10 protein-coding genes are annotated in these 15,972 nt (G+C 60.6%); 6 read left to right on the top strand and 4 right to left on the bottom strand.

Going from position 1 to position 15,972, the window contains the following annotated elements; all coding sequences use genetic code 11:
• The first annotated feature begins 49 nt into the window (after nucleotides 1-49).
• Nucleotides 50-880, top strand: coding sequence for a phosphosulfolactate synthase (locus Q4S41_RS00255; RefSeq protein WP_305010164.1), 831 nt, complete (start codon nucleotides 50-52; stop codon nucleotides 878-880).
• A 109-nt stretch (nucleotides 881-989) separates the two neighbouring features.
• On the opposite strand, the gene Q4S41_RS00250 is transcribed toward Q4S41_RS00255, so the two are convergent.
• Complete coding sequence (locus Q4S41_RS00250; RefSeq protein WP_305029130.1) at nucleotides 990-3,782, bottom strand: T9SS type A sorting domain-containing protein; 2,793 nt, start codon at nucleotides 3,780-3,782, stop codon at nucleotides 990-992.
• A 777-nt stretch (nucleotides 3,783-4,559) separates the two neighbouring features.
• Nucleotides 4,560-5,483, bottom strand: coding sequence for a bestrophin family protein (locus tag Q4S41_RS00245; RefSeq protein WP_305029129.1), 924 nt, complete (start codon nucleotides 5,481-5,483; stop codon nucleotides 4,560-4,562).
• Between the two features lie 393 nt (nucleotides 5,484-5,876).
• Between Q4S41_RS00245 and Q4S41_RS00240 the strand changes: the two genes are divergently transcribed.
• Nucleotides 5,877-6,554, top strand: a complete 678-nt coding sequence (locus tag Q4S41_RS00240; RefSeq protein WP_305029128.1) for a DedA family protein — start codon at nucleotides 5,877-5,879, stop codon at nucleotides 6,552-6,554.
• A gap of 116 nt (nucleotides 6,555-6,670) precedes the next feature.
• Nucleotides 6,671-7,411 carry a shikimate dehydrogenase family protein gene (locus tag Q4S41_RS00235; protein WP_305029127.1) on the top strand — a complete coding sequence of 247 codons (741 nt, stop codon included), beginning with the start codon at nucleotides 6,671-6,673 and terminating at the stop codon, nucleotides 7,409-7,411.
• 62 nt (nucleotides 7,412-7,473) lie between these two features.
• Here the strand turns inward: Q4S41_RS00235 and Q4S41_RS00230 are convergent, their stop codons facing one another.
• Both Q4S41_RS00230 and wrbA read right to left on the bottom strand, forming a co-directional pair.
• Nucleotides 7,474-10,014: a TonB-dependent receptor domain-containing protein gene (locus tag Q4S41_RS00230; RefSeq protein ID WP_305029126.1), complete on the bottom strand. Its 2,541-nt coding sequence runs from the start codon at nucleotides 10,012-10,014 to the stop codon at nucleotides 7,474-7,476.
• A gap of 282 nt (nucleotides 10,015-10,296) precedes the next feature.
• Complete coding sequence (gene wrbA, locus Q4S41_RS00225; protein ID WP_305029125.1) at nucleotides 10,297-10,911, bottom strand: NAD(P)H:quinone oxidoreductase; 615 nt, start codon at nucleotides 10,909-10,911, stop codon at nucleotides 10,297-10,299.
• Between the two features lie 394 nt (nucleotides 10,912-11,305).
• On the opposite strand from wrbA, the gene Q4S41_RS00220 reads away from it, so the two are divergent.
• The 3 genes from Q4S41_RS00220 (at nucleotide 11,306) to uvrB (ending at nucleotide 15,932) form a co-directional block, all read left to right on the top strand.
• Nucleotides 11,306-11,965, top strand: coding sequence for an RNA polymerase sigma factor (locus tag Q4S41_RS00220; protein ID WP_305010171.1), 660 nt, complete (start codon nucleotides 11,306-11,308; stop codon nucleotides 11,963-11,965).
• Complete coding sequence (locus tag Q4S41_RS00215; protein WP_305029124.1) at nucleotides 11,955-13,634, top strand: hypothetical protein; 1,680 nt, start codon at nucleotides 11,955-11,957, stop codon at nucleotides 13,632-13,634. The genes Q4S41_RS00220 and Q4S41_RS00215 overlap by 11 nt, the downstream gene beginning before the upstream one ends.
• A gap of 255 nt (nucleotides 13,635-13,889) precedes the next feature.
• Complete coding sequence (gene uvrB / locus Q4S41_RS00210) at nucleotides 13,890-15,932, top strand: excinuclease ABC subunit UvrB (protein ID WP_305029123.1); 2,043 nt, start codon at nucleotides 13,890-13,892, stop codon at nucleotides 15,930-15,932.
• Nucleotides 15,933-15,972: the final 40 nt, after the last annotated feature.

Below are 15,972 nucleotides of genomic sequence, written 5' to 3'. Positions count from 1 at the left end.
TTTCCGGCTACTGTTTTCTCCTTAACTAACCCCTTTTACCCCGAAATTGATGAATTACGACCTCTCTCAACTTCCCGAGCGCACGGCCAAGCCCCGCGAGCAAGGCTACACCATGGTGATGGACAAAGGCATGAGCCTGCGCGAAGTGGAAGATTTTCTGGAAGTGGGCGGCGCCTACACCGACGTGGTGAAGCTAGGCTGGGCTACCTCTTACGTGGTGCCCAACCTGCAGCGCAAGCTTGAAATCTACCGCGCGGCCGGCATTCCGGTGTACTTCGGCGGCACGCTGTTCGAAGCTTTCATCATACGCAACCAGTTCGACGACTACCGCCGTCTGCTCGACAAGTTCGGCATGGAATACGCCGAGGTATCGGACGGCAGCATCGACCTCGACCACGGCCGAAAGTGCGAGTACATCCGCGAGTTGAGCAAGGGCGTGCGCGTACTGAGCGAAGTGGGCTCGAAGGATGCCGAGAAAATCATTCCGCCTTACAAATGGATTTCGCAGATGGAAACCGAGCTCGAAGCCGGCGCCATCAAGGTCATCGGCGAAGCCCGCGAGGGTGGCAACGTGGGCCTGTTCCGGAGCACCGGCGAGGTGCGCTCGGGCCTGGTGGAGGAAATCCTGACTAAGATTCCGGCCGAGAAAATCATCTGGGAAGCCCCGCAGAAGGCCCAGCAGGTGTGGTTCATCAAGCTGCTCGGCTCCAACGTGAACGTGGGCAACATCGCCCCCAACGAAGTGGTGAGCCTCGAAACCATCCGCCTGGGCCTGCGCGGCGACACCTTCACCCACTTCCTCGACATGGATGCCGTGGACCCCATGTTCCACCCGGCCGCCAAGAGCACCAAGCCCGGCACCTCCATGCCCCGCGGCTAAGCCAGATGCGGCTTTCGGCTCGATAAGCAGCCAGTTAGCCAGTTAATAGCAAAAGCAAAAGGCCGGCCCCCTTGCGGGAGCCGGCCTTTTTTCGTGGGCGTGGGGCAGCTTATTGCTTCACCACTTTCAGGGTCTTCGTTTCGCCGGAAGGCAGCGTCACGCGCACCATGTAAACGCCGGCTTTCAGTTCTTTCACGCCGTTCACCGGCATGTCGGACAAGCCTTTGTTCAGCTCAATCGACTCTTCGCGCACCGTGCGGCCGGTCATGTCGGTGATGCGCAGCGTGCCTTTGCCAGCGTCGTTCGACTCCACTGCAATGTGCAGCTCGTCGTTGGCGTTGTAGGGGTTCGGGTAAGCCACGGCGGTAGAAGCGGCTGCTTTGCCATCGAAGTTGACAGTGCGGGGGCCGAAGTAGGCGTCCTTGCCGTCAAGGTCGATTTGGTGCAAGCGGTAGTACACCGTGTTCACGCTGTAGCTCGTCTTGTCTTCGTAGCTGTAGTTGGTCAGCTTCGTGGAGTTAGGAGCAGCGCTGGCCACGTAAGCCACCGTGTGGAACTCCGTGCCGTTGGTCGAAGCCTGCACTTCGTAGCCTTTGCTGTTCAGCTCGGTAGCCGTCTGCCAGGTCACGAGGGCGTTCTTGCCGAAGCGCTTGGCGTCGAAAGCCGTGAGGCGAACGGGCAGCGGGTTGTTCTGGTCGCCGAGGGTGAAGGTAGCGAAGGCGGTGACACCGGTTTTGGTCAACCGGTTGTTCGTCACATCCACAGCGCCGTCGCGGCCCAGAGCGCCGAAGGTGTTGCCCGAGTTGGTCGAAACGAAAGCAATAAGGTTGGCCTCAGGAATAGTGCCCACACCAGGCATAGTGGTAGTAGAGCCATTCAGGTTGCGGGTTTCGCTGTCGCGGTAGTGGAACACCATAGTAGCCTGCAAGCCGCCGTTGTTGGTATTGGGGTCGGCAGGACGTACACCCCAGATGCGGCGGATGCCAAATTTGCCAACTACCGGCGAATACGCTTCTACCGTATTGCGGGTCACATCTACTTTACCAGGCGCATTGACGCCGGTGAAGGTGATGTCCAAACCAATATTACCAAAAGTACGGGGGTCATTGACACCAACCTGTGCCCGGCTGGTCGTTACATAGCCGTAGAGGAACGACAAATCAGTTTCGCCGTTAATCTGGGCACCGTTGTTGGCATTCGAGCTGCCGCGGTCAGCAAGTACGATTGCAGGCAGGCTCAAAGGAGGTGCAACCGAAACATCGGTGTACAGCACACCAGCGTTGGCGGCCAGCGCAGTAACTGGGTTCGGACGCACAACATTGGGCTGGCCGGCCGCATACAGGTCAGGCGTAAGGAAGTTCAATGATTCGGAGATGTTCATCACGCCCGTTACCTGCTTCTTGCCGCCACCCGAAATATCAACCCGCTCGAAGGTACCGCCCGTGATTACCTGCGTAACCGGATTGGAAGCGAGGGCCGGCATCGAGTTGTCCTGGCTCGACACACCGGCGAACTCGATAATCGTATTCTCGCGCTGAACAAAGCTGTTGTAGTTGTTATTGAAGTCGCCGAACACTTGCAGCTGGCCTTTCACCAGGCGCGCAATGGAGCGCTGGGCCTGCGAGGTGCCGCCCATGGTGAAGTTGCGCACTTTGGCCGGACCCGAGTTCGTGTTATCGTAGGCCACGTTGGTCGAGCTACCCACGTACACTACCACACCGGAGTTGATGTTGGGGTAAGGCACGTTAACACCAGCACCCAGGTCACGAATCAGGGCATTCTTGTTCTCGTCCGGCACACCGTTGGTCCAGTTGGCCGAGTTGAACCAGTCGTCGTTGAAAGCACCCGTCCAGATGGTGGTGGCAATGGGCGTACCAGCTACCGTGAAGAAGGCCGAGTAGCTACCCGTTGGCGGATAGGCCACGCTGAACGTCATACCCGTCGTTGAATTGACGCCGTTGGCTTGGTAATAAACATCCACCACATAGTTGCCAGGGGCGGTCACCGCCGGGGTGGCAATCAGGTTGGGCTGGTTGTTGACGTTGGTGGTGGAGTTGGGGTCGATTACGAACGTGCGGGTACCGCCAACCGTCGGGCCCGACTGGGTCAGGGTGATAGGCTGATAAGCTCCGCCGCCCGAAGAAGCCAAGCGAGTGCGGTAGTACAGCACCACACTGGTTACAGTGTTGGTACCGGCTTCGGTCGTGGCAACCGTCGTATTGGTTAAGCGCAACTGGCCATTGTTGATGTCAAATGCGCCCTGAACACCACCAGCATTGGTAGAGGAAGTGAAGGTGTAGTTCGGGTACTGCGGGGTAGCCGAAGGGTTGTTCGGGAAGAAGTAAGAGGTACCCGTGGTGTTGTTATCAGCAGCAATCTGAATGGTGTTCGGGTTGATAGTCGGAGCGGGCGTTTGCGTGCCCACTACATCGAACCGCGCATTGTAGGTATTCGTGTCGTTGGCACGTGACGGAATACCCGTGCCATTCTCCTGGTACGTGGCATGGAAAGTAACTTGGAGCGTATACCCTGCGCCAGCCGTGTTCACGAGCCGGATAAGGTCGGTGGTGCCGCTGGTCAGCGAGAAATCGCGAACCCCGCCCGACGGGTTGGGGGCCTGGGTCAGTTGCAGCGTACCGGTAGTAACCGTCGTGCCGCTGGGGCTATACACGTTGTAATCCAGGAAAGCGCCGTTTACGACGTAAGTGCCCGTCTCAGTAGTTCTCACCGAACCGCCTCTGAGAATCAGGTTGCCCGTATTGATATCGAAAGCCGGCGTAGTGGTCGAGCCCGGCTTCTGGTCTACCAGCGTCGTGTTGAAAGCGGTACCGTTGTAGGTCCGGTTGCCATTGCCTTGGTCGACAGTAACCGACTCGTTCGAGAAGGTAACCGAGCTAGGCACGGGGCGCGTACCCGTTACATTGAAAGATGCCGTCCGAATCCCGTCCGAAATAACCGCAGCACTTGACCGGGTACCATAGTTTACAGTAAAGTTGCCGTCGATTTCGTAGTCACCTGAGTTAGGGACCAAGCTTATCAAGCTCCGCTGGGCGTTGCTCAGGCTATAAGTATAAACGTTGCCGCTTTGAGTCGGAGTGCCGAGTGGGATGTTTTGCGTAGGGCCAACTGCATTGCCCGTGGTGACGGAGTAAATAGTGTAGTTCAACTGAGCCCCCGTTGGTGCAACAGTGCTGGTGAACGTCAATTCACCGCCATTAAGCAGCAAGTCATTCGGGTTGTTGATGTTGAAGCTACCGAAGTTTGCACCGCTGAAGTTTGGCGTCACGGCAGAACTGCCACCGTAAGTTGTGTTAGTGGTGCCAGGCGTATTATCGACAAAGAAATTGGTGCCGCTTATGGTCTGTGCTTGCACAGTCCCCAGACCGACAAAAATGGCGAACAGCGGGAGCAAAAAGCTGAGAAAGCGCCGCTGTCGCAACAGCTTCTGAGTAAAGATTAAAGTTTGCATTTGGATTGGGAATTGGATGTAAAAAGGAGGGAAACGAAAAGCCTGTGTTTCGTCACGAGGCGCATATACGCAGGTGTCAAAAAAAGGTGGAACGGTTTGAGAAAAATGAAAGATTTTGTTCAAATGATTATAAATAAGCATTTTGCTATATTCAGCACATGAGCTTCCGAACCAAACAGTTGGCAGCTCGACAGCCACCCACGTTAAGGGTTAGTGAACGATGCTGTAAGGAATATTGGCCAGGGCCTTTTTCTCGGCGGGCAGCTCCACGCCCAGCAAATCATGCACGCTTACCCGAATCTTGTTCGAAAGCTGCGTGATGGGCAGGTCGTTGCTGTCGTACCCGAAGGGGTTTTCAATCTCGTTGCCAATCATCTCCAGGCCCAGCATGGCGTAAGCCCCAATCATGGTGATGGGCACCATCCACCAGCCGCAGGAATCGACGAGCACCAGCGGCATTATCATGATGAAAATGGTGATGTAGCATTTGATGAAAAAACTGTAAGAATACGGAATCGGCGTGGCCTTGATGCGCTCGCAGGTGCCGTTCACGGTCATCATGCCCAGGTAGTGCTGCTTGATGTTGATGAGGTGAATGGGGTCGAAAATCTGCACCTGCCGCAGCTGCTCCACGCTCTCCATGAGCACGGCAATGATGGTAGAACACACGCTTTCAGCCTTTTGGAGGCGGTCGATGATGTCGGGCGTGGCTTCCATCTTGTCGAAGCGCACGCGGTTGCGCAGGCTGCCTTCGAGGGCAATGGGAAAGTTGGAGATGAGGGCGGCAAAGTAGCGGCGGCTCGATTTGGCCTCGCGGGGGAGCAGGGCGTTCATTTCCATGGCCAGCCCGCGGCAGTGCGACACGAGCTGCCCCCACACGCCGCGGCCTTCGTAGTAGCGGTCGTAGGCGGTGTTGGTGCGGAACACGAGCAGCAAGCTGAGCAAAATGCCCAGAATGGACAGGTACTCGCGCCCAATGCGCACGTTGAGGGTGTGAAAGTCGATGCTAATCACGGCGATGGCCGACCCGTAGAGTCCGACCAGCGCCACGCGCTTCAGCAACAGACGGATGACGGCGGAGGTGTGGAAATGCCACAGGGCCCGCCACCAATCGCCTCCTTGATAAACAATCATTCTTCAGGTAATTTTTTTTCTACGTCCTGCAACGGCAAAGGAATTGCAGAGGTTGGGGTGGCCTGAAAGCAATGCAACACTGAACGTGCCACCGGGGGACCGTTGCAGGGCCGCATATCACAGGTCATGCCATTATTGAAGCACAGGCGGCGGCAAGCAGCCGGTTGGGGCAACTTTTTTTGGGTAAAATAGGGCCCGCACGATGCAGAAAGGGTTTTTTCCGGCAGAAGTGAAACAGCAGAAAAAAATAATTAAACTTCAGCCGGCCACCGCTTAAGCGGGCGCAAAGGTAAGCCCCAGCGCCCGCCCGCCCTACCCCCACCCGGAAATAATGCCGCCAAGCGGCCACTTCGGTGCCCAGCCGTTTTCTTTGTGGCTCACATCAGGCCCGGCATGGAAATCATTAAGCACTTTTTCGACCTCTTACTTCACCTCGACAAGACGCTGGTCAACGTGGTGCACGACTACGGCAACCTCACATACCTCATTCTGTTTCTCATCATTTTCACCGAAACCGGGGTGATTGTGATGCCCTTCCTGCCCGGCGACTCGCTGCTGTTTGTGGCCGGCACGCTGGCCGCCCAGCCCAACCCCGACACGGGCCACCCCCTGCTCAACATCTGGCTGCTGATTCCGCTGCTCATCGCGGCGGCCTTCATCGGCGATAACCTGAACTACCTGGTGGGCGACTACCTGGGGCCGCGCGTGTTTCGCGAGAACTACAAGTTCCTCAACCGCAAGTACCTCGACCAGACGCAGGCTTTTTATGCCAAGCACGGCGGCAAAACCATTATCATGGCGCGCTTCGTGCCCATTGTGCGCACGTTTGCGCCGTTTGTGGCCGGCGTGGGCACCATGACGTACCGCTACTTTGCCTCCTTCAGCATTGCGGGGGCGGCGCTGTGGGTGGTTTCGCTCACGCTGGCGGGCTACCTGTTCGGCAACATTCCGGTGGTGAAGAACAACTTCACACTGGTGATTTATGCCATCATCCTGATTTCGGTGCTGCCGCCGCTGTGGTCGTTCCTTAAAAGCAAGTTTGGCGCCCAGCCGGCGGCCGATGCGCGCTAAGCAGCCCGTCAGCTTTTGCCCACGATAAATTGTCACTTTTCAGCGAAACGCCCCCCATCGAAAGGTCGGGGGCGTTTTTTTGTGTTCTTTTGAAGCCCTCCCCTATCCACCTTCCCATGCGCCAGTTCGGGCTTATCGGCCGCACCCTCAGCCACTCGTTTTCGCAAACGTATTTCACCCAGAAGTTTTACTCGCTGGGCCTGGGCGACCATCAGTACGAGTTGTTCGAGCTGGCTTCGGTGAACGAGCTGCCGGGCCTGCTGGCCGCCCACCCCGATTTGGTGGGCCTGAACGTGACGGTGCCTTATAAGGAATCGGTGATGCTCTACCTGGACGAGCTGGCGCCCTCGGCCACCCGCGTGGGCGCCGTGAACGTGATTGAGCGGACGCCCGACGGCCGCCTGCGCGGCCACAACACCGACTACATCGGCTTCCGAGAATCGTTGCGGCGGTTTTTCCCGCTGCGGCCCGAGGCGCGGGCGCTGGTGCTGGGCACCGGCGGGGCCTCCAAGGCCGTAGCGGTGGCGCTGCAGGAGCTGGGCATTGCGTACTGGACGGTAAGCCGCGACCCGCTGGGCGCTGGCCTCACCTACGCCGACCTGACGCCCCAGCTGCTGGCGGCGCATCCGCTCATCATCAATGCCACGCCACTGGGCACGTTTCCGCGCACCGATGAGTGCCCGCCGCTGCCCTACGCGGCCCTCACCGAGCAGCACTACCTGTATGACCTGGTGTATAATCCGGCCGAAACGCTGTTTATGCTGAAAGGCAAGGAAGCGGGCGCGCAGGTGAAGAACGGCTTCGAGATGCTGTGCCTGCAGGCCGAGGCGGCATGGGAGATATGGAATGGGCGGTGAGGTTGCACTTGTCAACGTCCTTCGGTTGCCACGGCCTGTGGCCTCGCAATGACGGGGGCTGCCTACTGCTGACCGCCTTGGCTTTCGCCGGCTTTCGTGTCGTCGTTGCGGATGCTGCGGCGCTGCTTGGGCGGGGCGGCTTCGATTTTGCCGAAGCGGTAGCCGAAGGCCAGGCGGATGCCGCGCAGGGCGATGTAGTTGTGCTGCTCCAGGTTGAAGGCGGGCGTGCTGACGTAGGAGTTCAGGTCGCGCCGGGCGGTGATGAAGTTGTCGGCGTTGAGCGTGAGGTCGCCTTTCTCCTTCAGGATGGTCTTTTTGATGCCCATGGAATAGTAGTTCCAGGCGGAGGAGCGGCCCTGCAGCTGCACGCGCGATGAGCTGATGCCGCCGTAGAACTGCGCGCTCAGGGTTTTGGTGAATTTGTAGGTGGAGTTCAGGTTGAAGTTGTACATCAGGCCCTCGTTGGTGGTGTTGAGGAAGCCCGAGCGCAGCACCACGTAGTTGAACGAGGTAGAGCCGCTGATTTCCCACTTGGTGGTGGGCTTGAAGGAGCCGAACACGCTGGCGCCGTAGGTACGGTTGCGGGCCACGTTGGCGAAGGTGCTCACGGTGGTGTCGAGGCGCTGGGTGCGCACGGTTTCGATGGCGTTGTTGGTCTGGCGTGTGAAGAGCGAGAAGTTGAGCACCGAGCCTTTCACGAAGGTGCTGTAGTTCAGCTCGTAGCTGTCGGTGAACTCGGGGTCGAGCTCGGGGTTGCCGCGGCTCACGTTGAATTTATCGACGCGGTTTTCGTAGGGGTTCAGGTAGTAGATGTTGGGGCGCTGGATGCGGCGGCTGTAGGCCAGGCGGATGCTGCTGCCGGGCTTGCGGGTGTAGTTGATGCTGGCGTTGGGCAGCAGGCTGGTGTAGCCGCTGGTGAAGCGCGTGATGTCGTTCTGCTGGAAGCGGCCCACGATGTCGGTGCGTTCCAGGCGGGTACCCACGCGGGAGTTCAGCTTTTTGCCCAGCGGGAAGCCGTAGGTGGCGTAGGCGGCGGCCACGTTCTGGTCGTAGTCGAACACGTTGGAGCGCTGCTTGTCAACCACAAATGGCGCGTCGGTGCCGGTGGCGGTCTGAATCTGATAGTCGCTCAGCACCTGGCGCAGAATGGCTTTGCCGCCCACTTCTACGCTGCGCTTGTCGCCGATGGGGTGCGTGTAGTCGGTTTGGAGCGTGGTTTCGAGGTTGCGCGAGAGGTTGTCGCTGCTTTCGCGGTAGTTGGGCAGGCCGGTGGCGGTGTATTGGTTTTGGTACTGATTCAGCGCGTAGGGCTGCAAATTCCGGTTACGCGAGTGCTGGGCCAGCAGGCTCCACTCGCGGCGCGGCTGGCCCTCGAAGGTGCGCGTGTAGGTGCCATTCACGTCGTAGCTCGACGAGTTGTAGTTATTTTCGGCGGCGCGGGTGAACAGCTGGCTGGCGGTGGGGCCGCTGAACACGCGCAGGTCGTTGGTTTGCTGGTTCTCGTTGTGGTTGCGGTTGAGGCTGCCGCTAAAGCCCACCGTGAGGCTGTGGTTTTTGGCGGGGTCGTAGTCGAGGCTCATGCGGCCGTAGGCGCCACCGCCGATGTTGTCGCCGCTGCCGTTCTGGTTCAGCCGTGAGATGACGTTATCGGGCGAGCTGCCGAAGTTGGTGCGTTCCGAGTTGCTGGCGCTGGGGCTGTAGTAGAGGTAGCTGCTGAGGTTGGTGTTCACGCCCACCTTGCCGCGGCGCACGTTGAGGCTGCCGCCGGCGTTGGAGCTGCGGTTGCCGGCGGCGGCGTTCACGCTGCCGTTCACGCCCTGCAGGTTATTCTTTTTCAAGATGATGTTCACGATGCCGGCCGTGCCTTCGCCGTCGTACTTGGCGCCCGGCGTGGTGATGACTTCAACGGAGGCAATCTGGTCGGCGGGCAGCTGCTTGAGCGCATCGGCTAGGTTGCCGGCCAGGATGCTGCTGGGCTTGTTGTTGATGAGTACCTTGATGTTGCTGGAGCCGCGCAGCTGCACGTTGCCGTCGAGGTCCACGTTGAGCAGGGGCACCTTGCGCAGCACGTCGGCGGCCACGCCGCCCTTATTGGTGAGGTCGCGGTCGGCGTTGTACACAATGCGGTCGGGCTTCACTTCCACGGTTTCCTTTTCGCCGGTCACGGTCACGTCGCCCAGTTGCTGGGCACTGGCCGCGAGGCTGAGCGGGCCCAAATCGGTGTTGCCGCCGGTCACGGTCACGTCCCGCGTCAGGGCCGCGTAGCCCAGGAAGCTGAGCTGCAGGCGGTAGGTGCCCGGCACCAACCCGCGCAGGCTGAAGCGGCCCTTTTCATCGGCCACGGTGCCGTCGATGGGTGTGTCGCCGGTGGCGGGCAGCAGGGCCACGGTGGCAAACTCCACGGGCTTTTTGGTGGTCCCGTCGAGCACGGTGCCGCTGAGGCGGCCGGTGCCTTTGGGCGCGTCGGGCAGCACCAGCGGCTTGGGCGCGGCGGGTTTAGCGGGGGCCGTGGTGGGGGTGGTGGCCGGGGCAGCCGGCGTTTGGGCGTAGGCAGAGCTAGCGCAGGTCGCCAGAAGCGACAAGCCGAGTAGGGTGTGTTTCATTTGCAGAAAGAAGGTGTGGCGAAAGATGTGGAAAGCAGGAAAGCGTTGCGCCGGCCACAAAAGTACCAGCCAAGCCAGAGGTATATCGCACCACCAACTATTTTATTACACTACCCATTAAAAAATAAGCACTTATAAAACTAATTTCTTAGTTTAAAGCCAAGGAAAGCACTTTTTACACGTCCGTGCGCAGCAGACTCCGCATATTATACCCACGAAAATAGCCGCCCCTGAAGGAGCGGCTATTCATATTTATGAACTTACAACGAAGGCTGAATCACGCTATTTAGCCGCTAGCTTCTGCGCGATTTCGGCCGTGTGCCGGCCCTGGAAGCGGGCGCCTTCGAGCTCGTTTTCGCTGGGCTGACGCTCGCCCTGGCCGCCGGCCACGGTGCTGGCGCCGTAGGGCGTGCCGCCGGTCACTTCCTCGTGGCCCATCTGGCCCTGCCAGGCGTAGGGCAGGCCCACAATCACGAAACCGTGGTGCAGCAGCACGGTGTGGAAGCTGCGCAGGGTGGTTTCCTGCCCGCCGTGCTGGGTGGCGGTGCTCACAAAGGCGCCGCCCACTTTGCCCACCAGCGCGCCCTTGGCCCAGAGGCCACCGGTGCTGTCCATGAAGGCCTGCATCTGGCCGCAGAGGTTGCCGTAGCGCGTGGGCGTACCGAAGAGGATGGCGTCGTACTCCGTGAGTTCCTGCGGGGTGGCCACGGGCACGTGGGCGAAGGCCTGCTGGGCACCAGTAGCGCCGGTCTGGTCCAGAATTTCTTTGGGCAGGGTTTCGGGCACGCGCTTCACCACGACTTCGTTGCCGGCTACCTGGCGGGCGCCTTCGGCAATGGCTTCGGCCAGCTTCCAAACGTGGCCATAGGTGGAATAAAACAGCACAAGAGTCTTCATGCGAAAGGGGTTAAGGTGATTGGAAAAGGTTAGAACGATGTAAGGCGGGGCATGCCCCCGCCCGGGCGTCGAACGGAACTGTTGTCGCGGCACAAGCGCCCAGGCGGGAAAAACCCCGCCTCTACCTCGTTCAGTCTCAACTCTGAAATTGCAGTCAGGGTTGTTGCACGAGTATTAAATATCTTCGGGAATGGATTGGTGGGTCGCCATGCTTCAGTTGTTGTTTTGGAAGGTTTGCAACCTGCTTGCAACCCTTTGGCGGCCGCCTGCATCTCCCTTGCAACACGCCTCTTGCGGGCCTGGATTTTCCTGGCCCGACTCGCCTTTCCATGCTGCAGAAAATGACCTTCTCTACTACCTTCTCCCCCGCCGGCACGGGTTACCGGCTGTCGGCATGAGCGCCGCGACCTGGTTTGCGTTCGGGGCCGACGATGTACTGCCCGACCAGCCCGCCACGCCCGTGGCGCCGCGCCTCACCGCCAGCCGCCACTCGGCTGTGACCAGTCCGCCCACCGAAGCCGAGCTCATCGACGGTTGCCTGCGCGGCCGCCAGCTCGCCCAGAAACTGCTCTACGACAAGTACGCCGGCAAAATGATGGCCGTGTGCCTGCGCTACGCCCAGACCACCTTCGAGGCCGAAGACGTGCTGCAGGAAGGCTTCCTCACCGTGTTTCGCACCCTGGGCAGCTTCCGGCGCGAGTGCCCGCTGGAGTTCTGGATTCGCCGCATCATGATTAATGCCGCCCTGCGCCAGCACCGCCGCAATGCCTCGCTGGTAGCAGTGAGCGACGGCGAATACCCCGAAACCCTGGCCAGCGAAGAATTTACGCTCAGCAACTACAACTTCCAGGAGCTGCTGGCCATGGTGCAGGAGCTGGCGCCGCGCTACCGCATGGTTTTCAACCTCTACGCCATTGAGGGCTACACCCACAAGGAAATCGGCGAATTATTAGGCATTACGGAGGGTACGAGCAAGTCGCAGTATTCCCGGGGCCGCGTTATCTTACAAACTAAACTGGAGCGCCTCGGCAATCCAACCCGCCATGTCAGCTAATCCTATCGACGATAACACTACGCCTAAAACCACCGGTAGCCTGGAGGACCTGTTTCGCCACCACCTGGGCGAGGAGGCCGCCGTGCCGCCGCGCCCCATGCTGTGGGACCAGATTGACAATTCGCTGCTGATTCGGCAGAACGAAATTTACCGCAAGCGGCTCGTGGCTACGCGTTGGGTGGCGGCGGCCAGCCTGTTTCTAGCCTCGCTGGCCGGCACCGGCTGGTGGGCCCAGCACGACGGCGGTTTCCGCGGCGCCGAAGTTGCTACCGTGACGGCCCCGGCCGCCGCGCGCAACGGCCAGCCGGCCAACTCGGCTGCCTCTTCGGCCGGCCGGGTCTTTTCTGAAAACGGTAGCTTAAACGGTGTAGCAAATCAGTCTGCTACGGCTGGCACCTCAGCCGGCACCGTTGGCGCCAGTGCATCTTCCACAAACGGCTTGAATGGCCGCGGCAGCAACGCCACGCCTGCTTACGCCGCCAATACCGCGCCCGCTGGCACCGGCATCGGCGCGGCCTCGGTACGCGGCGGCTTCGAGCGCGATGCTCGCGCCGAAGCTGGCCGGAACAGCAGTGCCACGCCGGGCGCAACGCTTGATGCAGCTGCTGCCCAGACCACTGGCCGCAGCGCCATCGTCGCGCAAGGCGGCCGGCCGTTTGCTGCTGGTAGCATTGGCACCAACGGTACCACGGAGACTGGTCTGGTTGCTGCTGTCACCGCGCCGGTCGGCATTGCTTCGGTTGCTACCGCCACTGGCTTGGGTGTATCGGAAGCAACCGGTGCAACTTCTGCTTCGGCAGGCTTGGCGCAGGCTTCGGCCGTGGCCGGGCCGCAGCAGGTGGGCTTCCTCGCCGCCCGCCCGGCTACGCTCAGCCTGACCAACGGCCCAGCGCTGCCCAACGGCCTGGCCACCGTGGCCCTGCCCGAGCCCACGCCCGCCGCCGAGCTCAGCAAATGGCACTACGGCGTGAGCTACGCAGCTTCGGTTTTCAACCCCAACGTGAATTTCTCGCGGGCCGGCATCGAGCCTGAGTTTGGCTACAACCCCGCTCTGGGCCCTGATTCGCCGAAGCTGACGGAGGCTGCCGCCGCCCAATACCGCGACAACCTGCGCCCCGGCCTGAGCCAGCGCCTGGCGCTGCTGGCCACCCGCCACCTCAAGGGCCACTGGTCGGCCAGCACGGGCCTGGAATTCAGTCAGTCTACCGCCCAGTCGGCTTCCACGGCCTCCTTTGTGGGCGAGCAACTCTACGACCTGGGCTCGTTCACCAACGGCCAGATGCGGACCACCAATTTCCGCTACCGCATGGGCAGCGTGCCGCTGCAAGTGAGCTATTCCAACCCCGTGAAGCGCGGCTGGAGCCTCTACGGCCGCCTCGGCGGCGTGGTGAGTGCCCTGCTCGGTGCCCGCAGCGATGTGGAAGGCGAGCCGGAAGCTACCAAAACCTACTCCGTCCTCTCGGCCGGACCCTACCGCCGGGTGCTGGGCAGCGTGCGCGGCGCGGCCGGCGCGCAGTTCCGCCCCGCCACGGCGGGCTGGGCCCTCACCCTCGGCCCGGTGGCTGAGTTGGGTTTAACGCCGCTGAATGCCCATCCGGCGCAGAGCTATCTGGCCCAGAGCCGCCCGTATAGCTTTGGTTTGGAGGCGGGGATGGAGTTCGGGCGGTAGAAGCTCAGCTGTCATCCCGAGCGCAGCGAAGGACCTTCTCGCGTTTGAACGTTGGTTGTTCAGCTGTGAAAAGGTCCTTCGCTGCGCTCAGGATGACAGGCGGCGCAAGCGAGATGTCTCGGCAAGCTCGACATGACGTTCTGTTTTCACCTTTTCCACCTCACGGCTCGCCAGCTTTTCCCGCTTCCCGCGAAACCCTATTTCCTCCGTTAGGGTTAAGGTAGGCTGACCTATTCGGCCTACCTTTCGCGTTGCATGGAGTACCAACTGACCTCTGAATTTAAGCCCACCGGCGACCAGCCCACCGCCATTGCCAAGCTGGTGGAAGGCGTGAACAACGGCGAGCCGGCCCAGGTGCTGCTCGGCGCCACCGGCACCGGCAAAACCTTCACCATGGCCAACGTCATTGCCGAAACCGGCAAGCCGGCCCTGGTGCTCTGCCACAACAAAACGCTGGCCGCCCAGCTCTACGGCGAATTCAAGGCGTTTTTTCCGAACAACGCCGTCGAGTACTACATCAGCTACTACGACTACTACCAGCCGGAAGCCTACATCGCCAGCACCGACGTCTTCATCGAGAAAGACCTGGCCATCAACCAGGAAATCGAGAAGCTGCGGTTGCACACCACCTCCACCCTGCTCAGCGGGCGGCGCGACGTCATCGTCATTGCCTCGGTGTCGTGCATCTACGGCATCGGCAACCCTGAGGAATTCGCCAAAAACGTCATTTTCCTGAAGCCGGGCATGCGCTACACGCGCAATAACCTGCTCTATCAGTTCGTGCAGATTCTGTACTCGCGCACCGAGGTGGAGTTCACGCGGGGTTCGTTTCGGGTGAAGGGCGACACGGTGGACGTGTTTCCGGCTTATGCCGACTACGCCATTCGCGTCTACTTCTTTGGCGATGAAATCGAGTCGGTGCACAAGATTGACCCGGTGAGCGGCAAGAAGCTGAGCGACGAAGCCCACGGCATTGCCCTCTACCCGGCCAACCTGTTTGTGACCGGTAAGGAGACGCTGAACTCGGCCATCAAGCAGATTCAGGACGACATGGTGCACCAGCACGCCTACTTCGAGAAGGAAGGCCGCGATGCCGAAGCCAAGCGCATCATGGAGCGCACGGAGTTCGATTTGGAGATGATTCGGGAGTTGGGCTACTGCTCGGGCATCGAGAACTACTCGCGCTATTTCGATGGCCGGAGCCCAGGCTCGCGCCCGTTCTGTCTGCTTGATTATTTCCCCAACGACTACCTGCTGGTGGTGGACGAAAGCCACGCCACCATGCCCCAAATCCGGGCCATGTGGGGCGGCGACCGCAGCCGCAAAACTGCCCTCATCGAGTACGGCTTCCGTCTACCCTCGGCCCTGGACAACCGGCCGCTGACCTTCAACGAGTTCGAGAGCATGTTCCGGCAGGCCGTGTATGTGTCGGCCACGCCGGCCGACTATGAGCTGGCCCAGGCCGACGGCGTAGTGGTGGAGCAGATTATCCGCCCCACCGGCCTGCTCGACCCCGAAATCGACATCCGGCCCAGCCTCAACCAGGTTGATGACCTGCTGGACGAGGTGGACAACCGTGTGAAAATGGGCGACCGGGTACTGGTGACGACCCTCACCAAGCGCATGGCCGAGGAGCTGAGCAAGTACATGGACCGCCTCGGCATCAAGGTAGAGTACGTGCATTCCGACGTGAAAACGCTGGACCGCGTGGAAATTCTGCGCAAGCTGCGGCTGGGCGAAATCGACGTACTCATCGGCGTGAACCTGCTGCGCGAAGGCCTCGATTTACCCGAGGTGAGCCTGGTGGCCATTCTGGATGCCGACAAGGAAGGCTTCCTGCGCGACCAGCGCAGCCTGATTCAAACCATGGGCCGGGCCGCCCGGAATGACCGCGGCAAGGTGATTATGTACGCCGACCGCATGACCGGCTCGATGCAGCGCGCCATTGACGAGACGAACCGGCGCCGCGCCACCCAGTTGGCCTACAACCAAGAGCACGGCATCACGCCGCGCACGGTGCGCAAGAGCCACGCCGAAATCATGGGCCAGACCGACCTGGCCGACTACCGCGTGCTGGACACCCAGGCCTACGCCGGCCCCGACGATGGCGGCACCGCCCTGGCCCTCGCCGCCGAGCCCGTGGTGGCCATGATGACCAAGCCGGAGCTCGAAAAGCTCATCAAAACCACCGAGAAGCAGATGGAGGCCGCCGCCAAGGACCTGGACTTCCTCACCGCTGCTAAGCTGCGCGACGAGTTGGCCGCGCTCAAAACCATGCTGAAGGGCAAGCGGGACTAGCATCGTTTGCCCGGGCGGCAGTAGATTTAGCCGGGGAAAG

The sequence above is a fragment of the Hymenobacter convexus genome (assembly GCF_030580955.1).
In the GTDB taxonomy this organism is placed as follows: domain Bacteria; phylum Bacteroidota; class Bacteroidia; order Cytophagales; family Hymenobacteraceae; genus Hymenobacter.
The sequence above is the reverse complement of the archived record's forward strand: the minus strand, read 5'-3'. Positions and strand labels throughout refer to the sequence as shown.